This window comes from Geodermatophilus sabuli (assembly GCF_900215145.1).
In the GTDB taxonomy this organism is placed as follows: domain Bacteria; phylum Actinomycetota; class Actinomycetes; order Mycobacteriales; family Geodermatophilaceae; genus Geodermatophilus; species Geodermatophilus sabuli.
Window position 1 is genome coordinate 328,552 of record NZ_OBDO01000002.1, and the last position, 19,315, is coordinate 347,866.

Here is a 19,315-nt window from a genome sequence, read left to right on the forward strand (position 1 = left end):
GGGGACGGCATGCTGGGCGGGTGCGCGCCCGCCTGACCTGCCTGATCGCCGCCGTGGCACTGCTGGGTGCCTGCAGTGGCGACGGCGAGGTCTCACCCCCCGGGGCCACGCGGACGCCGTCGTCGGGCATCGTCGCCCCCACGACGACGACCGCGCCGCCGGCCGTGGCCCCCGCCCTCGACGTCGCGGTGCTGGCCGACGACCTCGACCACCCCTGGGACGTCGCCCAGGCGCCCGACGGCACCCTCCTCGTCGACGAGCGCGGTGGCGGCCTCACCGCCGTCCTCCCCGACGGCACGGTGCAGGACGTCGCGGCCGACTTCGGCGACCTCTTCGCGACGGGGGAGACCGGTCTCATGGGCCTGGTGCTCGACCCGGCGTTCCAGCAGAACCGGCGCTTCTACACCTGCCAGGGGCGGCAGGACGGCGGAGGCCGCTCGATCGCCGTGGTCGCCTGGACCGTCGACCCGGCGTGGCGCACGGCCACCCGCGTCGCCGACCCGCTGCTGGGGGGCATCCCGGTCAACGAGCGCTCGGGTCGGCACGGGGGCTGCCGGCTGCGCTTCGACCCCACCGGCGCGATGCTCGTGGGCACCGGGGACAACGCCGTGTCGGAGAACCCGCAGGACCTCGGCACCCTCGCCGGCAAGGTGCTCCGCATCGACGCCGCCACCGGCGCGCCCGCGGCCGGCAACCCGTTCGCTGATCGCTCCGGCGTCGCCGCGTACCTGTGGACCTACGGGCACCGCAACGTGCAGGGGCTGGCGGTGCGCCCCGGGGGCGGCGAGGTCTTCGCCGCCGAGCAGGGCACCGCCGTGGACGACGAGGTGACCCTGCTGGAGTCCGGCGGCAACGGTGGTTACCGGCCGGGGCCCGGCTACGACGAGCGGGTGCCGATGACCGACCCCGCGCTGCCCGACGTCCTGCCGGCCACCTGGGCCTCGGGGGACCCCACCATCGCCACGTGCGGCGTCACCTTCCTCGAGGGCAGCCAGTGGCAGGCCTACGAGGGGCTGCTCCTCATCGGCGTCCTCAAGGACCGCGGGGTGCTGGCGCTGCGCGTGGCCGACGACGGCGCGCTGCTCGAGCAGTTCCGGCTGCCGGAGCTGGAGGGCCGGTACGGGCGCATCCGCACCGTTCAGCAGGGCGTCGACGGCGCCCTGTACGTCACCACGGACAACGGTGACGACGCAGACCAGCTACTGCGGGTCACGCCCCGCCCCTGAGCTACCACGGAACTGCGGGATTTTTCTTTGCGGTCTTGTGACGGAACTCCCCGTCTCGGAAGGGTCGCGGGGGTCCGAAGAGACGGCCGCACCGCCGCGGCCCATGTGGAGGGGGATCTCCCATGCAGCACCGTTCACGCCTGCTTCTCGTCGTACCGGCCGCTACGGCGCTGGTCTTCACCGGCATCTCGCCCGCCCTGGCGGGTGGTGGCGACGGCCACCACGACGACGACGCCTGGGCCAAGGTCGTCGACATCAACGACGAGGCCGAACTCGGGGACGACGGCGACGAGCTCGACGTCACGTTCACGTACGAGTGCGACGACGACGATGACGAGTACGACATCAGCGCCGACGTGACCGCCAAGAACCGCCACGAGGACATCCGCTACGAGGGGGACAAGGCCCTCGACTGCAACGGCGAGGAGAACGAGATCACCGTCACGCTGGAGAAGAAGGACGAGGCCGCCGAGGAGGGTGACTGGGTCAAGGTGACGGTGACCATCAACGACGACGACGACGAGCTCGCCGAAGAGTCCGAGTGGGTCGAGGTCGTCGATGACGACAACGGCGACGACAAGGACAACGGCGACGACGACAAGGACGACGACAAGGGCAAGGGCCACTGACCCCACTGGAGGTCCCCGGCACTGAGGCCGGGAGGCACGGAGGGCGCCCGGGAACGACTCGTTCCCGGGCGCCCTTCGGCGTCGTCAGGCCTGGCTCAGGCGGAGACGGTCCAGGTGTCGCTGCCGGCCAGGATCGCGTCCAGGTCGCCAGGCGACGTCGTCCGGGCGTCCTTGATCTGGTCGGCCATCATCCGGTCGTAGGTCGGCTTCTGCACCGCGCGGAACACGCCCATGGGGGTGTACCGGAGGTCCTGGCTGGCCAGCCGGGACAGCGCGAAGGCATAGGACGGGTCCTGCCGGGTGACGTCGTGGACGACGATGTCGGCCGCGTCCACCTGGTTGGTCTCGGCGATGCGCAGCCCGCCGAACTCGTCCCGGACCACACACGAGGCGCCGTCGGGGCCGAAGACCAGCGGCTTGCCGTGCTCCAGGGGGATCGACCACTGCGTGCCGGTGGTCGGGTCCTTGAGCAGGTCGAAGGCGCCGTCGTTGAAGATGTTGCAGTTCTGGTAGATCTCCACCAGCGAGGTGCCCTGGTGCTCGGCGGCCTGCCGCAGCACCTCGGTGAGGCCCTTGCGGTCGGAGTCCATCGCGCGGCCCACGAAGGTGGCGTCGGCGCCGAGCGCCAGCGACACCGGGTTGAACGGGTGGTCCAGCGAGCCCATCGGGGTGGACTTGGTGATCTTGCCGACCTCGCTGGTGGGCGAGTACTGACCCTTGGTGAGCCCGTAGATCCGGTTGTTGAACAGCAGGATCGTCAGGTTCACGTTGCGGCGCAGCGTGTGGATCAGGTGGTTGCCGCCGATCGACAGCGCGTCGCCGTCCCCGGTGACCACCCAGACCGACAGGTCCGGGCGCGAGGCGGCCAGGCCGGTGGCGATCGCCGGCGCGCGGCCGTGGATCGAGTGCATCCCGTAGGTGTTCATGTAGTACGGGAAACGCGAGGAGCACCCGATGCCGGAGACGATGACCATGTCCTCGCGGGCGATGCCGAGGCTGGGCAGGAAGCTCTGGACCGCGTTGAGGATGACGTAGTCACCGCACCCGGGGCACCAGCGCACCTCCTGGTCGGTCTTCATGTCCTTGGCCTTGAGGACGGTCTGCTTCTCGCCCTGGGTGGCGACCGAGGCCGCGATCGCGTCGGCGATCGGGCCTTCGGCGGGCATGCCGAGGTCGACGGTGGTCATTCCGCTCCTCCGGTGGGGTCGGCGGCGAGCGGGGCGCCGCTGGTGGAGTCGATGACGTCCTGGATCACCGCGGCGAGCTCGGCGGCCCGGAAGGGCAGCCCGCGCACCTGCGTGTGGCTCTGGACGTCGACGAGGTACTTGGCGCGCAGCAGCAGGGCCAGCTGGCCGAGGTTCATCTCGGGGCAGACGACGCGGTCGTAGCGGCGCAGGACGTCGCCGAGGTCGGCCGGCATCGGGTTGAGGTGGCGCAGGTGGATCTGCGCGACCGACCGCCCGGAACGCCGGATCCGCCGGCAGGCGGCGCCGATCGGGCCGTAGGTGGAGCCCCAGCCGATGACGGCGATGCGGGCGTCGCCGTCGGGGTCGTCGACCTCGGTGAGCGGCAGGGTCGCCGCGATGCCGTCGACCTTGGCCTGCCGGAGGCGGGTCATGAGGTCGTGGTTGGCCGGGTCGTAGGAGATGTTGCCGGTCTTGTCGGCCTTCTCCAGACCGCCGATGCGGTGCTGCATGCCGGAGGTGCCGGGGATCGCCCACGGGCGGGCGAGGGTCTCCGGGTCGCGCAGGTAGGGCAGGAACTCGCCGTCCTCGCCGTTGGGCTCGGTCGCGAACTCCACCCGCAGGTCCGGCAGCGACTCGACGTCCGGGATCGCCCACGGCTCGGCGCCGTTGGCCAGGTAGCCGTCGGACAGCAGGATCACCGGCGTGCGGTAGGTCAGCGCGATCCGCACGGCCTCGATCGCGGCGTCGAAGCAGTCGCCGGGGGAGCGGGGTGCGATGACCGGCAGTGGAGCCTCGCCGTTGCGGCCGAACATGGCCTGCAGCAGGTCGGACTGCTCGGTCTTGGTCGGCAGGCCCGTGGACGGGCCACCGCGCTGGACGTCGATGACGAGCAGGGGCAGCTCGGTCATCACCGCCAGCCCGATGGCCTCGGACTTCAGCGAGATGCCCGGGCCGGACGTCGTCGTGACGCCGAGCGCGCCGCCGAAGGACGCGCCGATCGCCGAGGCGACACCGGCGATCTCGTCCTCGGCCTGGAACGTGCGGACGCCGAACGCCTTGTGCCGGGACAGCTCGTGGAGGATGTCCGACGCCGGGGTGATCGGGTAGGCGCCGAGGAAGACCGGCAGCCCCGAGCGCTGACCGGCCGCCACGATGCCGAGGGCCAGCGCCTGGTTGCCGGAGATGTTGCGGTAGCGGCCCGGCGCCATCGGGGCGGGCTTGATCTCGTAGGAGACCGCGAAGGCCTCCGTCGTCTCGCCGTAGTTGTAGCCGGCGCGGAAGGCGGCGATGTTGGCCGCGGCGATCTCGGGCTTGCGGCGGAACTGGCGTTCCAGGAAGCGGACCGTGCCCTCGGTGGGCCGGTGGTACATCCAGCTCAGCAGGCCGAGGGTGAACATGTTCTTCGAGCGCTCGGCCTCCTTCTTGCCGAGGCCGGAGTCGGCGAGCGCCTCGAGGGTCATGCTGGTCAGCGGCACGCTGACGGTCTGCCAGCCGTCGAGGGAGCCGTCCTCGACCGGGTTGGTGGCGTAACCGACCTTGGCCAGGTTGCGCGGGGTGAACTCGTCGGAGTCGACGATGAGCAGCCCGCCGCCGGGCAGGTCGGCGAGGTTGGCCTTGAGCGCGGCCGGGTTCATGGCGACCAGCACGTCGGGGGCGTCGCCCGGCGTCATGATGTCGTGGTCGGCGAAGTGCAGCTGGAAGGAGCTGACGCCCGGGAGGGTCCCCGTTGGCGCGCGGATCTCGGCGGGGAAGTTGGGCAGCGTCGAGAGGTCGTTGCCGAACGACGCCGTCTCGCTCGTGAACCGGTTGCCGGTCAGCTGCATGCCGTCACCGGAGTCCCCGGCCAGGCGGATGACGACCCGGTCGAGCTCGACGACGCTCTTCACGAGGCCGCCGGGAGCCGAGCTGCCCGCCGTGGCGGTGAGGGGCGGGTTGGTCGCAGTCATCAGTGGTGTACCTCCACCGGCCGAGATTACGTGGCTGAGTTCTCGCGGGCCCGTGACGCGAGCCACAGTCGCACCTGCCGGGCGGCCCGGCACCAGTGTGCGCAACCTCTGCGCGCGGGAGGGCATTCCGTGAGCGCGGTCGCACGCCATCGCCAGGCAGGAGGGACGGGTCACGGGGGGAACGACGCCCCCCGGTGACCCGTTGGTGGGGTCGTGCAGCGCTGGAGCAACGGACTGAAGACCGCGGTGCTCCTCGGTCTCATGGGTGGGCTGATCCTGGCCGCCGGCGCGCTGATCGGCGGCCGGAGCGGCTTGCTGATCGCCCTGGTGATCGCCCTCGCGGTGAACGGCTACGCCTACGTCAACAGCGACAAGCTCGCCCTGCGCGCCATGCGGGCCTTCCCGGTGACCGAGACCCAGGCCCCGGCGCTGTACGCGATCGTCCGTGAGCTGGCCACCGAGGCCCGCCAGCCGATGCCCCGCCTGTACGTGAGCCCCACCGACCAGCCCAACGCCTTCGCGACCGGGCGCAACCCGCGCAATGCGGCCGTCTGCGTCACCCAGGGGATCCTGGAGCTGCTCGACCGGCGGCAGTTGCGCGCGGTGCTCGCCCACGAGCTCTCCCACGTCTACAACCGCGACATCCTGATCAGTTCGGTCGCCGGCGCGATGGCGACGGTGATCACCTACCTCGCGCACATGGCGATGTTCGCGTCCCTGTTCGGCGGCCGGTCCGACGACGACCGGGGCGGTGGGAACGCCCTCGGCAGCCTCCTCCTGGTGTTCCTCGGTCCGCTCGCCGCGGGCCTGGTGCAGATGGCGGTCAGCCGGAGCCGGGAGTACCAGGCCGACGCCTCCGGGGCGGCGCTGTCGCGGGACCCGCTGGCCCTCGCTGACGCGCTGCGCCGCATCGAGCGGGGAGCGACCGCCCGCCCGTTGCCGCAGGAGGACCGCCTGGTGACCCAGAGCCACCTCATGATCGCGAACCCGTTCCGGGGGCAGGGGCTGGCCACGCTGTTCGCCACCCACCCGCCCATGCCGCAACGGATCGCCCGGTTGGAGCAGATGGCCCGGGAGCTCGAGTGAGGCGCCCGTCCAGTGGCTCTCCCCCGTGAGCTCACGGGGTGAGCCCCTGGACGGGCGCGGGCTCGGCGGTGGCCGCCGACTGGACTCCGGGTGCCCGACTGCTCGCGGTGACCGGTGCGCTGCCCTGTGGCACGGGACCCCACGACGTGCTCGACCGGGTGCGGCGCGCTGAAGCCGAATGGCACCGTCGTCGTCTCGGAGCTGCCCTACCCGGACTCGCCGCAGGCTCATCGCGAACACCCGGTCTACAAGATGTTGGCAGGAGTGCAGCTGCACGAGGCGCTCGTCGGCTGCGGCATGATCACGCAGGGTGAACTCGCCGACCTGTTGACGGGCGCCCGGTTCGCCGGTGTGCGGGTGGCTCAGCAGTCCGCGCCGACGCGCCTGGTCATGCTGGGCGAGAAGCCGAGCTGACCTCGGCCCGACCTGTCGATCGAGCCTCCCCGCCGATGCGGTGCCTCGCTCCCTGATGCGGCGGCGTACACCGGCGGCTGGACCCGACGGTCAGCGGGCCGGCGGCCACGAGGACCGCGTCCCGCCTCCCCCGGAGCGACTCTGCCGACGGCCGGGCAGTGGCCGACTCGACACGGCCGACGCCCGCACGCGCCCCGGTCGGCGACCCGATGGCCATCGAGCTGGCCGCTTCTGCGGAACCAGTGCGGGCCGAGGCGCGTGACGACGCGCTGGCCTGCGGCCTCGTCTCCGGTCAGCGGTAGTTGTCGAACTGCAGGGCGACGTCGAGGTCCTTGCTCTTCAGCAGCTGCTGCACCGCCTGCAGGTCGTCCCGCTTCTTGCCGCTGACCCGCAGCTGGTCACCCTGGATCTGGGCCTGGACGCCCTTGGGGCCCTCGTCGCGGATGATCTTCGCGATCTGCTTGGCCTTGTCCGACTCGATGCCCTGCTTGATGCGGGCGGAGATCCGGTACGACTTCCCCGAGGACTGCGGCTCGTCGGCATCCAGGGACTTCAGCGAGATGCCCCGCTTGACGAGCTTGTCCTTGAAGACGTCGAGCGCGGCGGTGACGCGCTCCTCGGTGTCGGCGCTGAGGGTCACGCCCTCCTCGCCGGCCCAGGCGATCGAGGCGTTCGTGCCGCGGAAGTCGAACCGCTGGGCGAGCTCCTTGGCCGCCTGGTTGAGCGCGTTGTCGACCTCCTGGCGGTCGACCTTGCTCACCACGTCGAAGGACGAGTCGGCCATCTGGGTACTCCTCTCGGTGCGTCACCCGGTCCGCAGGGGCCCGGGGGGACACCGGACGGACCGGGTGACGGCGTCTTGTACGCTCTCTCCCCGTACCACCACGGCGGGTTGCCCGAGTGGCCAATGGGAGCGGACTGTAAATCCGTCGGCTTAGCCTACGAAGGTTCGAATCCTTCACCCGCCACAGGTACGAGGAGGGCCCCGACCTCAGCTGAGGTCGGGGCCCTCTGCCGTTCCCGGCCCTCAGGGCAGTGTCGGGGCCCGGGCGCTGGCGACCGCGGTGCGCTCGAGCGGCTGCCCGCCCAGGAACAGCCAGCCGAAGGCGATCTCCACGTGTCGCGTGCAGGTCACCGTGACCTCCGCACCGTCGGTCTCGGCGGCCCAGGCGTCCAGCCGGGTGTCGCCGTCGGCGAGCTGGTCGACGATCGCCGCACCCGCGCCCGCGCGGGTCAGTGGCAGCGTCTCGCCGACCCCGATGGCGTACAGGGTGGCCTCGTCGGTCGCGTTCGCCGCGGCCAGGGCCGCGCCGTCGCACACCGCCTGCACCTCCTGCTGCTCGAGGAAGGCATCGGAGGCGGCGACCGCGCCGAAGGCCATCAGTGCGGCGACCAGCCAGCACACCAGCACCAGGGGCAGCGTCGAGCCGCGCTCGGAACTCCGGTCGTCCTGTCGCACGCCGGCAGCGTAGAGAGCCCGCCCCCTCGTCCCCTGCCTGTGGGCCGACCTGTGGACAGCTGTGGACGGCCGCGTCGGTGCGCCGGTGGAGGCGCTGGTGCCCTGTGGATTGCGTCGGTCGTGCCGCATGGGATCCCGGCTGTACCGTCCGCATCACCCGTCCCGGCGATCACGCGAATGGGTGACGGTCAGGTACGTCGGATCACTCTGTGTGACGGCATGACGGTTCGTCACACCGTCGTGATCTTCCGTGCTTGTCCCGATCGGGTGACGGGCAGCAATGTCTCGGGCGCGGTCCGTACCGAACGACGCTCTGCCCCCGCGCCTGGGTGACTGCCGCACGGTCGAGCAGTTCTTCATGCCTGAGGAGGCGTCATGAACACGCAGCGTGGGTCGAAGTGGAGCCGGGGTTCCAAGTGGAGCCGGGGGTCGAAGTGGAGCCGGGGCTCCAAGTGGAGCCGTTGACGCTCCGGTAGCGGTGTGCCAGGGCAGCCGGCCTCGCCCCAGAGCCGGCTGCCCCCTTCGGGTTGGGTCCGTTCCCGGGCGTGTGTCCCGCTGTTAGCCTCGGCGCGCTCTCCTCCCCTCCCAGAATCCGGGTGACGTTGGCCAGTCCCGAGGCGCACGTGCCGTTGCCGCGCTCCGCTGCGCCCCTGCACCCGTGGGTCATCGCGACAGCCGGGGTCCTGCTCGCCCTCATCACGGCCGTCCTCGTGTTCCCGGGGACGAGCACGTCGCTGGAGCCCCTGCCGTTCCTGGTCGTGACCGCCGCGTTCTTCGTCACCGAGACCGTGTCGCTGCACGTGGAGTTCCGGCGCCAGACCTGGTCCTGGTCGGTGAGCGAGCTCGCCCTCACCATCGCGCTGGTCGAGGTGGGCGGGATCTGGGCCGCGGTGGCCCGCGCGCTCGGCCTCGGGCTCAGCCTCGCCGTCCAGCGCTACGCCCCGGCCAAGGCCGTGTTCAACATGGCGGTGGCCATCGTCGAGGTCGCCGTCGCCGTCGTCGTCCTGCAGGCGCTGCCCTTCGACGGGATCGACGACCCGATCAGCTGGCTCTACCTCCTCGTCGCCGTCTTCGCCGCCGACGTCGTCGGCACACCCCTCGTGGTCGGTGCCATCCGGCTAAGCGGGGGCAACCCCAGTCGCCGGCTGTGGCAGGAGCTCCTGCTGCCGATCGCCGTCGTCGGGCCCTTCGCCGTGTCCGTCGCGGTCGTCGCGATGATGCTGACCCGGCAGACCGGCTGGGCGGCGGTGCTCATCGTGCCCGCGGCCGTGGCCGTCATCGTCCTGTTCCGGCGGTTCGCGAGGGTGGCCGGCGAGGGGCACCGACTGCAGCGCGTGTACGAGTTCGCCCGCCGCGTCGAGCAGGTCGGGTCCGACGAGGACGGCACCCTGCGCATCGTCGAGGCGGTCAAGGAGCTGCTCAACGCCGACCGCGTCGCCCTGTGGCTGCCGCCCTACCTCGACGAGGAGCCCCGGCTGGTGGTCGCCACCGAGGACGGGCGCGCCTGGTACGACGGGCCCGGTGACCCGGACGACCTCATCCGGCGGCGGGCGACGGACGGCTCCGTCGACGGGCCGGTCCTGGTGTCGCTCGCCCGCGCGACGGAGGCCGAGGCCGCAGCCCTGGCCCGCCGGGACGCCGAGGACCTGCTGGCCGCCCCCGTGGCCACCGCCGCGGGGGAGCCGGGGTACCTCGAGATCTGCGACCGGCGCAGCGACGCCCTCTCCTTCGCCGACGGTGACCGGTCCGCGCTGGACTCGATGCTCACCCACATCAACGCCGCGATCCGGCAGCAGCAGCTGCTCAGCCAGATCCGCTACGACGCCGACCACGACCGCCTCACCGGCCTGCCCAACCGGCAGCGGCTGGCCGTGGAGATCGACCAGCTGCTGGGCGCCGACCCGGTCGCCGGCCGCGCCGGGCTGATCCTCGCCGCGCTCGACAACTACACCGAGGTCACCGACACCCTCGGGCACGCGGCCAGCGACGAGCTGCTGCTCGTGACCGCCGGCCTGCTGCGCGAGCACGCGCCGCCGCAGGCGCTCGTGGCCCGGATGGAGGGCGAGCAGTTCGCCGTCCTGCTGCCCGGCCTGTCGCTGGCGGCCACCGAGCGCGCCGCGCGGCGGCTGCGGGAGGCCACCTCCACCCGTGCCCGGGTGGCCGGTCTCGACCTGGAGGTGACGCTGTCCATCGGCGTCGCCGCCGCCCCGGTCCACGGCACCGACGCCGGCACGCTCATGCAGCGGGCGGACGTCGCCCTGCTGGCCGGCGCCGGCTCCAGCGGCGTGGCCAGCTATCACCCGGTGCTCGACCAGCAGAGCCTGCGCCGCCTGCAGCTGGGCACCGAGCTGGAGTCGGCGATGGTCGAGGGCCAGATCAGCGTGGTGTTCCAGCCGATCATCGACGCCCGGACCTCCGACATCGTCTCGGTGGAGACGCTGGTCCGCTGGGCGCACCCGCGCTACGGCGCCATCGCGCCCGACGACTTCATCCACCTCGCCGAGCAGATCGGCCGCATCGGCCCGCTCACCGACCACGTCCTGGACCTGGCCCTGGCCCGCTGCCGCAAGTGGCTGGACCAGGACATCGCGCTGTCGGTCGCGGTGAACCTCTCCGCCCGCTGTCTCGGCGAGCCCGACCTGGTCGACCGTGTCCGGCGCGCGCTGCGGCGGCACGGCGTCCCGGGGGAGCTGCTCACCCTGGAGCTCACCGAGGGCAGCGTCGTCGACGACTCCGTCCGCAGCAGCACCGTCCTCGCCGACCTGCACGCCCTGGGGCTGCGACTGTCGATGGACGACTTCGGCACGGGCTACTCGTCGTTGTCCCAGCTGCGGCAGCTGCCGATCGACGAGGTGAAGATCGACAAGTCCTTCGTGCTGGGGATGTCCACCAGCCAGGGAGAGTCCTTCATCGCCCGCTCGATCATCGAGCTGGCGCACAACCTGGGCCTGCGGGTCGTCGCCGAGGGTGTCGAGGACGAGCTGACCCGCAACCTCCTGGCCGAGATGGGCTGCGACAAGCTGCAGGGCTTCCTGGTCAGCCGGCCGCTGCCCGACGACCGGCTGGAGAGCTGGATCCTGGCCCGCACCGGCGTCCGCTCGGCGATCCCCGGGACGCCGCACCGGCGGCTGTTCGTCCGCACCTGACGCCCCCCGGGACCCCCTGCGACGGACCCCGGCAGGCGTCAGGTACAGTTCTCCACGGCTTCGGCCACCGCCCCTTTAGCTCAGTCGGCAGAGCGTCTCCATGGTAAGGAGAAGGTCTACGGTTCGATTCCGTAAAGGGGCTCCGACCAACCGGTCCTGTCGCGAGACCGGGCCGCACGGTCCTCCCGGCGGTGTAGCTCAGCCAGGCAGAGCAAGCGGCTCATAATCGCTGTGTCACCGGTTCAAATCCGGTCACCGCTACTCTCGACGGACCCCGCATCCCGGGGTCCGTCGTCGTGTGGGCGTCGTTCACACGCCGGGCCCGGCAGGCCCGTCCGACAAGGCTAGGAGACACTCCCGTGGCAGCCACCGACATCCGTCCGAAGATCACCCTGGCGTGCCAGGAGTGCAAGAACCGCAACTACATCACCCGCAAGAACCGGCGGAACGACCCGGACCGGCTCGAGCTGAAGAAGTACTGCCCGAAGGACCGCAAGCACACGATTCACCGTGAGACGCGCTGACGCGGTCTCTGCCACCGCAGAGACGCGCTGACGCGGTCCCTGCCACCGCAGAGACACGCTGACCTGACGGTCCACGCAGGAGGGCGGGAGCATGGCGCTTGATCCGACACTGGTCGGGCGCAGCTACCCGCCCTCTGCCGTCTACGAGGTCGGCCGCGAGAAGATCGCCGAGTTCGCCGCCGCCATCGGCGAGTCGAGCCCGGTGCACCGCGACGCCGACGCCGCCCGCGCCGCCGGCCACCCCGACGTCATCGCCCCGCCCACCTTCGCCATCGTGCTGACGCTCTCGGCAGCCGGTGTCGTCGTGGAGGACCCGGACGTCGACCTCGACTACGGCCGTGTCGTGCACGGCGAGCAGCGGTTCACCCACCACCGCGCCATCCGCGCCGGGGACCGTCTCATCGCCACGCCCACCATCGAGGCCGTGCGCAGCGTCGCGGGCAACGACCTGCTCACCACGCGGGTCGACGTCGCCACCGAGGACGGCGAGCCGGTCTGCTCGGCGACGTCCATGCTCGTCGCGAGGGGGGCGGGATGACAGCCACCGTGCGGGCCGCCGACGTCGCGGTCGGGACCGAGCTCCCCGAGCAGACCCACCGCGTCACCCGGGCCGACCTGGTCCGCTACGCCGGCGCCTCCGGGGACTTCAACCCCATCCACTGGAACGACCGGGTGGCCACCGAGGTCGGCCTGCCCGGGGTCATCGCCCACGGGATGCTCACCATGGCCCTGGCCGCCCGCGCCGTCACCGCCTGGATCGGGGACCCGGGCGCGCTCGTCGAGTACCACGTCCGGTTCGGCCGTCCGGTCGTCGTGCCCGACGACGACACCGGCGCGGAGGTCGTCGTCCGCGGCAAGGTGGGCGCGCTGGACGACGACGGCCGGGCCCGCATCGACCTCACCGTCACCAGCGGCGGCGAGAAGGTCCTCTCCCTGGCCCGCGCAACCGTCCGCCTGGCGTGACCGCCCGGCGTCGCGCCGTCCTGGCTGTCGCGGCGCTGCTGCTCGTGCCCGGCTGCGGGACGTCCTTCGCCGACACCGTCGCCGCCGAGGCGCGGGCGTCCGCGGACGCCGGTCGCGGGGTCCCGCCGGGAGACCCGGCCGAGGGCGACTGTGCCGAGCGGGCCGCCCCGGACCCGGACCGGCCCCGGGTCGGCCTCGACTTCCGTCTCGACGACGACCTGCGCACCGTGACGGGCACCGAGACCGTCGTCTTCACCGCGGACCGGGCGACGGTTGAACTGGTCTTCCGGCTCGTGCCCAACGCCCCCGGCGCGGCCGCGGAGGGCAACCGCCTCACCGTGGACGCCGTCCGGGGCGAGGACGTCGCCGGCAGCGGCTACGAGGACGGGCAGGCCGACGGCCCCGGCGGGCTCTACGTCATCCGCCTGGAGCGGGAGCTCGAGGCCGGCGACGAGACCCAGGTGGCGCTGGACTTCACGCTGCTGCTGGGGAGCGGCGGCTTCGAGCGGGTCGGCACGGCCGAGGGCGTGTCCTGGTGGGCCAGTGGTGCGCCGCTGCTCGCCCGGGAGCCGGGTGTCGGCTGGGCGCGGGACCCGTTCGTCGGCATCCTCGGCGAGACGGCCACCAGCCCGGTGGCCGACACCCACATCCGGGTCTCCGCACCGGCGGCGCTCACCGTGCTGATGACCGGCGACCAGGACGAGCCCTCGGCCGTCCGGGACGGCCGGCGCACCTGGACCGCCACCGAACCGGTGGCCCGAGACGTGAGCGTCGCGGTGGGGGAGTTCGCCACCGCCACCACGACCACCCCGGGCGGCGTCCGGGTGACCACCGGCGTGCTGCCCGACGCGGGGATGCCCGCGGACGGGCTGGCCGACTGGACGGTCGAGGCGATCGGCGACCTGGCGGAGCGGTTCGGCGCCTTCCCCTACCGCACGCTGACCGTGCCGCTGCTGCCCGACCGCGGCGGCGGGATCGAGTACCCGAGCTCCATCCTCCTGGCCGGCGCGGACCAGCTGGTCCTGCTGCACGAGGTGGCGCACATGTGGTTCTACGGGATGGTCGGCGACTCCCAGTTCCGCGACCCGTGGCTCGACGAGGCGTTCGCCAGCTACGCCGAGTCGGTGGGCTTCCCGCCCGGCGACGTGGCGCAGCAGCTGGCGCTGCCCGGGGACGTCGGTGCCGCCATGGACCAGTTCTCGGAGTCCGGACAGTACTTCGAGCAGGTCTACGGCAAGGGTGCCGCCGCCCTGCTCACCGCCCGTGACGCCGCCGGCCCCCGGGCCTTCGACGCCGCCGTCCGTTGCTACGTCGACGCCAACGCCTGGACGATCGCCACCCCCGACGACGTCGCCCGGGCGCTGGCCGACCTGCCCGCGGCGCTGGACGTGCTCGTCGACGCCGGCGCCCTGCGGCCCGAGGACCTGCCCGGCTGAGACCCCCTGCGCGATCCCGCCGCGGCCCCGCTCAGCCCGCCTGGCCGAGCAGACGCTGCATGCGGCTGACGCCCTCGACGAGGTCGTCGTCCCCGAGCGCGTAGGACATCCGCAGGTAGCCGGGGGTGCCGAACGCCTCCCCCGGGACGACGGCGACCTCGGCCTCCTCGAGGATGATCTCGGCCAGCTCGACGCTGTTGCTCGCCGTCCGGCCGGCGATCTCGCGCCCGAGCAGCGCCTTCACCGACGGGTAGACGTAGAAGGCGCCCTGTGGCTCGGGGCAGGCGACCCCCGGGATCTCGCGCAGCATCGAGACGATCGTCCGGCGGCGGCGGTCGAAGGCCGCCTTCATCGTCCCCACGGCGGACAGGTCGCCGGTCAGTGCGGCGATGGCGGCCGCCTGCGACACGTTGGCCACGTTGGACGTGGCGTGCGACTGCAGGTTGGTGGCGGCCTTGACGACGTCCGCCGGACCGACGATCCAGCCCACCCGCCAGCCGGTCATGGCGTAGGTCTTGGCCACGCCGTTGACGACGACGCACGTGTCGGCGAGCTCGGGGACCAGCACGGGCATGGACGGCGCGGTCGCCCCGTCGTAGGTGAGGTGCTCGTAGATCTCGTCGGTGAGCACCCAGATCCCGTTGTCCACCGCCCAGCGCCCGATCTCCTCGACCACCTCCGGCGGGTACACCGCCCCGGTCGGGTTGGACGGGGAGCAGAACAGCAGCACCTTGGTGCGCGGCGTCCGCGCCGCCTCCAGCTGCGCCACCGAGACGAGGTAGCCGCTCTCCTCGTCGGCGACGACCGGCACCGGGACGCCGCCGGCCAGCGCGATGGCCTCCGGGTAGGTCGTCCAGTACGGGGCGGGCAGCAGCACCTCGTCGCCCGGGTCGAGCATCGTGGCGAAGGCCTCGTAGACCGCCTGCTTGCCGCCGTTGGTGACCAGGACGTTGGCCGGGGTCACCTGCAGGCCGGAGTCGCGCGCGGTCTTCGCGACGATCGCCTCCTTGAGGGCCGGCAGCCCGCCCGCCGGGGTGTACCGGTGCATCGCCGGCTGCGAGCACGCGGCGACCGCGGCCGCGACGACGTAGTCCGGCGTCGGGAAGTCCGGCTCGCCCGCGCCGAAGCCGATCACCGGCTTGCCGGCGGCCTTGAGCGCCTTTGCCTTGGCGTCGACCGCGAGCGTCGCCGACTCGGCGATCGCGGCGATGCGGCGGGAGATGCGCCGCTGGACGGGCGGCAGCTCGGTGGACGGGGCAGCGGGCTCCGAGGAGGAGACGGCGGTCATGTGCTCATCGTGTCAAAGCGCGGCGTCCGGGGTCGCCCCCGATCCCGGTTGCCGCGGGCGCAGCCGCACGTGCGCGACCGAGGGGGAGGGCGCGTACTCCACGCACGTCCAGCCGCTGAGGGCGTCGCCGAGGTCGTCGAACAGCCGCTCGCCCCCGCCCAGCAGCACGGGGACGACGGCCACGTGCAGCTCGTCGACCAGTCCCGCGCGCAGGTACTGGCGCACCGTGGCCATCCCACCACCGAGGCGCACGGCCCGCCCAGCGGCGGCATCCCGGGCGCGGGCCAGGGCGGCCTCGATGCCGTCGGTGACGAAGTGGAAGGTGGTGCCCCCGGCCATCTCCAGCGACGGGCGCGGGTGGTGGGTCAGCACGAACACGTCGTGGTGGAACGGCGGGTCCTCGCCCCACCACCCGCGCCAGGACGCGTCCGGCCACGGGCCGCGGACCGGGCCGAACATGTTGCGTCCCATGATCGTCGCGCCCACGCCGTCCACCCCCGCCGCCACGAACCGCTCGTCGACAGGGGTGCGGTCCCCGAAGATCCACTCGTGCAGCAGCTCGCCGCCGACGCCGAGGGGGTTCTCGGTGGTCTGGTCCGGGCCGGCGCCGTAGCCGTCCAGCGACACGGACAGGTTGTGCACTCGCAGCTCGGTCATGCTGGGGAGGACCGCCCGCCGGCGCCGGACTCATCGCCCGCGACGCCCCGGTCCGGAGCAGGTTGGCTGCCGGTCCCGGCGGTCCCGTACACTCGCTGTCCTGGGGCAGTTGACCCCGCCACCGGCGTGCCCCGGATCCCCCTACGGGGCTCGGAGCCCGGCTGTGGTGGGTAGGCGGTCCCGGACGGCTCCGTCCCGGGTCCCACCCCGAGTCCGCGAAGGGTGGGAGGAGGGGGTCCCCAAAGGGGTGTAGCTCAATTGGCAGAGCAGCGGTCTCCAAAACCGCAGGCTGCAGGTTCAAGTCCTGTCACCCCTGCCCGTGCCGCCGGCTCCGCGCCGGCGACGTGCACGACCAGTACGACACCCGACCGACGGCCCGAGAGCAGCGGCCACCACCACGAGGCGAGCGAGGCCCAGTGAGCGACGAGAAGCCGGGACGCGAGGACGACCCTCGCGCCGCCTCCGACGCCGAGCTGACCGACGAACAGCTCGACCGCGAGGCTCCGGGGGTCGACGACGCCACCGAGCTCGAAGCCGCCGAGGACGAGCTGGCCGCCGAGGCCCAGGCCGACGAGGACAAGGTCGTCGCCACGCCGGCGCGGCGCCGTGGTGGCCGGATCACCGCCGGCGACGACGACGAGGACGACGAGTCGACTGCGCGGACCCGGCGTGCGGCTCGCGAGCGGGCCTCCACCCGGCCCGCCGGCCGGGCCACCGAGGGGGCCGGCACGCGGTCCCGGGCGGCCGCGGAGCGGGCGCGCGCGGAGGAGATCCGGCAGAAGCGCAGCATCGGCCGGTTCCTGCGCGAGGTCGTCGCCGAGCTGCGCAAGGTCATCTGGCCGGGCCGGCGCGAGCTGATCACCTACACGACCGTCGTCATCGTCTTCGTGGCCTTCATGGTCGCGCTGGTCGCCGGCCTGGACCTCCTCTTCGCCAAGGGCGTGCTCGCCGTCTTCGGCTGAGCCCACCCGCGCCTGCACCACCGACAAGGAAGAGATCCCCGTGACCGACCCCCGCGAGCCCTTCGACACCGACAGCGCCGTCGAGGCCATCGACCTCGACGACGCCCGCTTCGACGTCCGTGGCAGTGCGGACCTGGAGACCGGTGCGGGCGAGACCGGCGCCGCCGAGGGCTCCACCGACACCGCCGACCAGGACGCCCTGACCGGTGTGGCCGACGCGACCCCCGAGGTCGAGGACGGCGACGTCGACAGCCTGGTCAGCGACCCGCTGACCGCCCCTGCGGCCGACTCCGACGTCGCGGAGGCCGACGAGGACGAGGACCCGGTCGAGGCGCTGCGCAAGGCCCTGCGGATCGCCCCCGGCGACTGGTACGTCGTGCACTCCTACGCCGGCTACGAGAACAAGGTGAAGACCAACCTCGAGTCCCGCATCCAGTCGCTGGACATGGAGGACTTCATCTACCAGATCGAGGTGCCCACCGAGGAGGTCACCGAGATCAAGAACGGCAAGCGCACCCAGGTCAACCGCAAGGTGTTCCCCGGGTACCTGCTGGTGCGCATGGAGCTCAACGACGAGTCCTGGGGCGCGGTGCGCAACACCCCGGGCGTGACCGGCTTCGTGGGCGCCACCTCGCGGCCCTCGCCGCTCACCCTGGACGAGGTCGTCAAGATCCTCGCCCCGGCCACCACCCAGCCGGCCGCCAAGGCGACCGAGACGACGACCACGGCCGCCGCCGCGCCGACCGCCGTGGTGGACTTCGAGGTCGGCGAGTCGGTCACGGTCATGGACGGGCCGTTCGCCACGCTCCCCGCCACGATCAACGAGATCAACGCCGAGCAGCAGAAGCTGCAGGTGCTCGTCTCGATCTTCGGCCGGGAGACGCCGGTCGAGCTCTCGTTCAACCAGGTCCAGAAGATCTGAAGGAGGTCCCTGTCGCCCCCCACCGCTCGCACGCTCGCGGTGGGACCCGGCGGCAGGGCCGTTCCATCCCGTCACGAAGAAGGAAGTCATGCCCCCCAGGAAGCGGTTGACCGCGGTCATCAAGCTCCAGATCAACGCCGGTGCGGCCACCCCCGCCCCGCCCGTCGGTCCGGCGCTCGGCCAGCACGGCGTCAACATCATGGAGTTCTGCAAGGCCTACAACGCCGCCACGGAGTCGCAGCGCGGCAACGTGGTCCCGGTCGAGATCTCCGTCTACGAGGACCGCTCGTTCACCTTCGTCACCAAGACCCCTCCGGCGGCGCGCATGCTGCTCAAGGCGGCCGGCGTGGAGAAGGGCTCCGGCGAGCCGCACAAGACCAAGGTCGCCACCGTGACGCGTGACCAGGTCCGCGAGATCGCCCAGACCAAGATGGCCGACCTCAACGCCAACTCCCTCGACGAGGCCGAGAAGATCATCGCCGGCACCGCCCGGTCGATGGGCATCACCGTCCAGTAAGAGGGATGCGCCGCCGGTCCGGCGGCGTTGCACCACCGGGTCCGGCACGGACCCGTACAGCACTCGTGGGAGGGCCTGCGCCAGGCCCGCGCACCACGCGACTCCCGGCCGCGCGCCGGGGGAGAGGACCCACCCATGGCGAAGCACGGCAAGAAGTTCCGCGAGGCGGCCGCGAAGGTCGACCGCGAGACCCTGTACTCCCCGCTGCAGGCGGCGACCCTGGCCAAGGAGACGTCGCCGACGTCCTACGACGCCACCGTCGAGGTCGCCATGCGCCTGGGCGTGGACCCCCGCAAGGCCGACCAGATGGTCCGCGGCACGGTCAACCTGCCCCACGGCACCGGCAAGACCGCCCGCGTCATCGTCTTCGCGACCGGCGACAAGGCCGCCGAGGCCGAGGCCGCCGGCGCTGACGTCGTCGGCTCCGACGACCTGATCGAGCGCATCCAGGGCGGCTTCCTGGACTTCGACGCGGCGATCGCGACCCCTGACCAGATGGCCAAGGTCGGCCGGATCGCCCGCATCCTCGGCCCCCGTGGCCTGATGCCGAACCCGAAGACCGGCACCGTGACCCCCGACGTCACCAAGGCCGTCAACGACATCAAGGGCGGGAAGATCAACTTCCGCGTCGACAAGCAGGCCAACCTGCACCTGGTCATCGGCAAGACGTCCTTCGACGAGACCAAGCTGGTGGAGAACTACGCCGCGGCGCTCGACGAGGTCCTCCGGGCGAAGCCCTCGGCCGCCAAGGGCCGGTACCTCAAGAAGGTCACCGTCTCCACGACCATGGGCCCGGGCATCCCGGTCGACCCGAACCGCACCCGCAACCTCACGGTGGACGAGCCCACCACCTGAGAGGGGACCCCGTCGTCCCCACCCCGCGCAGGCCCGGGGTGGGCCCCTGGACGGGACCGGGCCGCTCCAGCACGTCGCCAGGGGCCTCGCAGCGCACG

Annotated in this window: 19 protein-coding genes and 4 tRNA genes; 17 read left to right on the forward strand and 6 right to left on the reverse strand. The window is 72.3% G+C overall.

Annotation, left to right across the window (positions count from 1 at the left end; translation table 11 throughout):
* Positions 1-20: 20 nt before the first annotated feature.
* Positions 21-1,226 carry a PQQ-dependent sugar dehydrogenase gene (locus CRP39_RS07145; protein ID WP_245853660.1) on the forward strand — a complete coding sequence of 402 codons (1,206 nt, stop codon included), beginning with the start codon at positions 21-23 and terminating at the stop codon, positions 1,224-1,226.
* Positions 1,227-1,348: 122 nt separating this feature from the next.
* A complete protein-coding gene (locus tag CRP39_RS07150) occupies positions 1,349-1,855 on the forward strand; it encodes a hypothetical protein (protein ID WP_097205630.1) in 507 nt (168 codons plus the stop codon).
* A gap of 95 nt (positions 1,856-1,950) precedes the next feature.
* Here the strand turns inward: CRP39_RS07150 and CRP39_RS07155 are convergent, their stop codons facing one another.
* The gene (locus CRP39_RS07155) at positions 1,951-3,042 is read right to left on the reverse strand and encodes a 2-oxoacid:ferredoxin oxidoreductase subunit beta (protein WP_097205632.1); all 1,092 of its coding nucleotides are present in this window, start codon (positions 3,040-3,042) and stop codon (positions 1,951-1,953) included.
* On the reverse strand, positions 3,039-4,988 hold the full coding sequence (locus tag CRP39_RS07160; protein WP_097205634.1) for a 2-oxoacid:acceptor oxidoreductase subunit alpha: 1,950 nt from the start codon (positions 4,986-4,988) through the stop codon (positions 3,039-3,041). Before CRP39_RS07160 ends, CRP39_RS07155 begins: the two co-directional genes overlap by 4 nt.
* Positions 4,989-5,201: 213 nt before the next feature.
* Here CRP39_RS07160 and htpX point away from each other — a divergent pair, with 213 nt between their 5' ends.
* Together htpX and CRP39_RS07170 are read left to right on the forward strand one after the other, a co-directional pair.
* Positions 5,202-6,074, forward strand: a complete 873-nt coding sequence (htpX, locus tag CRP39_RS07165) for a zinc metalloprotease HtpX (RefSeq protein WP_097205636.1) — start codon at positions 5,202-5,204, stop codon at positions 6,072-6,074.
* Between the two features lie 126 nt (positions 6,075-6,200).
* Complete coding sequence (locus tag CRP39_RS07170) at positions 6,201-6,488, forward strand: hypothetical protein (protein WP_097205638.1); 288 nt, start codon at positions 6,201-6,203, stop codon at positions 6,486-6,488.
* A gap of 292 nt (positions 6,489-6,780) precedes the next feature.
* Here CRP39_RS07170 and CRP39_RS07175 read toward each other — a convergent pair whose 3' ends face one another.
* Entirely contained in the window at positions 6,781-7,272 is a 492-nt protein-coding gene (locus CRP39_RS07175) for a YajQ family cyclic di-GMP-binding protein (protein WP_097205640.1), read from the reverse strand.
* A 102-nt stretch (positions 7,273-7,374) separates the two neighbouring features.
* On the opposite strand from CRP39_RS07175, the gene CRP39_RS07180 reads away from it, so the two are divergent.
* Positions 7,375-7,456: transfer RNA gene (locus CRP39_RS07180), tRNA-Tyr, on the forward strand.
* 59 nt (positions 7,457-7,515) lie between these two features.
* Here CRP39_RS07180 and CRP39_RS07185 read toward each other — a convergent pair.
* Entirely contained in the window at positions 7,516-7,947 is a 432-nt protein-coding gene (locus CRP39_RS07185) for a pilus assembly protein TadG-related protein (RefSeq protein ID WP_245853661.1), read from the reverse strand.
* Between the two features lie 596 nt (positions 7,948-8,543).
* On the opposite strand from CRP39_RS07185, the gene CRP39_RS07190 reads away from it, so the two are divergent.
* The 7 genes from CRP39_RS07190 to CRP39_RS07220 all read left to right on the forward strand — a co-directional run bounded on the left by CRP39_RS07190 (position 8,544) and on the right by CRP39_RS07220 (position 14,016).
* Positions 8,544-11,093, forward strand: a complete 2,550-nt coding sequence (locus tag CRP39_RS07190) for a putative bifunctional diguanylate cyclase/phosphodiesterase (RefSeq protein WP_425432553.1) — start codon at positions 8,544-8,546, stop codon at positions 11,091-11,093.
* 69 nt (positions 11,094-11,162) lie between these two features.
* Positions 11,163-11,235, forward strand: a tRNA-Thr gene (locus CRP39_RS07195).
* A gap of 45 nt (positions 11,236-11,280) precedes the next feature.
* Positions 11,281-11,354: transfer RNA gene (locus tag CRP39_RS07200), tRNA-Met, on the forward strand.
* 98 nt (positions 11,355-11,452) lie between these two features.
* Positions 11,453-11,617, forward strand: a complete 165-nt coding sequence (rpmG, locus tag CRP39_RS07205; protein ID WP_097205646.1) for a 50S ribosomal protein L33 — start codon at positions 11,453-11,455, stop codon at positions 11,615-11,617.
* 91 nt (positions 11,618-11,708) lie between these two features.
* Complete coding sequence (locus tag CRP39_RS07210; protein ID WP_097205648.1) at positions 11,709-12,155, forward strand: FAS1-like dehydratase domain-containing protein; 447 nt, start codon at positions 11,709-11,711, stop codon at positions 12,153-12,155.
* The gene (locus CRP39_RS07215) at positions 12,152-12,580 is read left to right on the forward strand and encodes a MaoC/PaaZ C-terminal domain-containing protein (protein ID WP_097205650.1); all 429 of its coding nucleotides are present in this window, start codon (positions 12,152-12,154) and stop codon (positions 12,578-12,580) included. Before CRP39_RS07210 ends, CRP39_RS07215 begins: the two co-directional genes overlap by 4 nt.
* Positions 12,577-14,016: a M1 family aminopeptidase gene (locus CRP39_RS07220; protein WP_097205652.1), complete on the forward strand. Its 1,440-nt coding sequence runs from the start codon at positions 12,577-12,579 to the stop codon at positions 14,014-14,016. Before CRP39_RS07215 ends, CRP39_RS07220 begins: the two co-directional genes overlap by 4 nt.
* Positions 14,017-14,047: 31 nt before the next feature.
* On the opposite strand, the gene CRP39_RS07225 is transcribed toward CRP39_RS07220, so the two are convergent.
* Together CRP39_RS07225 and CRP39_RS07230 are read right to left on the reverse strand one after the other, a co-directional pair.
* Positions 14,048-15,304 carry a pyridoxal phosphate-dependent aminotransferase gene (locus CRP39_RS07225; protein ID WP_097205654.1) on the reverse strand — a complete coding sequence of 419 codons (1,257 nt, stop codon included), beginning with the start codon at positions 15,302-15,304 and terminating at the stop codon, positions 14,048-14,050.
* A gap of 12 nt (positions 15,305-15,316) precedes the next feature.
* Positions 15,317-15,961 (reverse strand): dihydrofolate reductase family protein, encoded by a 645-nt coding sequence (locus tag CRP39_RS07230; protein WP_097205656.1) that lies wholly within the window; start codon positions 15,959-15,961, stop codon positions 15,317-15,319.
* Between the two features lie 243 nt (positions 15,962-16,204).
* Between CRP39_RS07230 and CRP39_RS07235 the strand changes: the two genes are divergently transcribed.
* The 5 genes from CRP39_RS07235 (at position 16,205) to rplA (ending at position 19,217) form a co-directional block, all read left to right on the forward strand.
* Positions 16,205-16,277, forward strand: a tRNA-Trp gene (locus tag CRP39_RS07235).
* 100 nt (positions 16,278-16,377) lie between these two features.
* The gene (gene secE / locus CRP39_RS07240; protein ID WP_097205658.1) at positions 16,378-16,923 is read left to right on the forward strand and encodes a preprotein translocase subunit SecE; all 546 of its coding nucleotides are present in this window, start codon (positions 16,378-16,380) and stop codon (positions 16,921-16,923) included.
* Positions 16,924-16,963: 40 nt separating this feature from the next.
* Complete coding sequence (nusG, locus tag CRP39_RS07245; protein WP_216359639.1) at positions 16,964-17,845, forward strand: transcription termination/antitermination protein NusG; 882 nt, start codon at positions 16,964-16,966, stop codon at positions 17,843-17,845.
* Between the two features lie 88 nt (positions 17,846-17,933).
* The gene (rplK, locus tag CRP39_RS07250; protein WP_097205660.1) at positions 17,934-18,362 is read left to right on the forward strand and encodes a 50S ribosomal protein L11; all 429 of its coding nucleotides are present in this window, start codon (positions 17,934-17,936) and stop codon (positions 18,360-18,362) included.
* A gap of 135 nt (positions 18,363-18,497) precedes the next feature.
* Positions 18,498-19,217: a 50S ribosomal protein L1 gene (rplA, locus tag CRP39_RS07255; protein WP_097205662.1), complete on the forward strand. Its 720-nt coding sequence runs from the start codon at positions 18,498-18,500 to the stop codon at positions 19,215-19,217.
* Positions 19,218-19,315 lie beyond the last annotated feature (98 nt).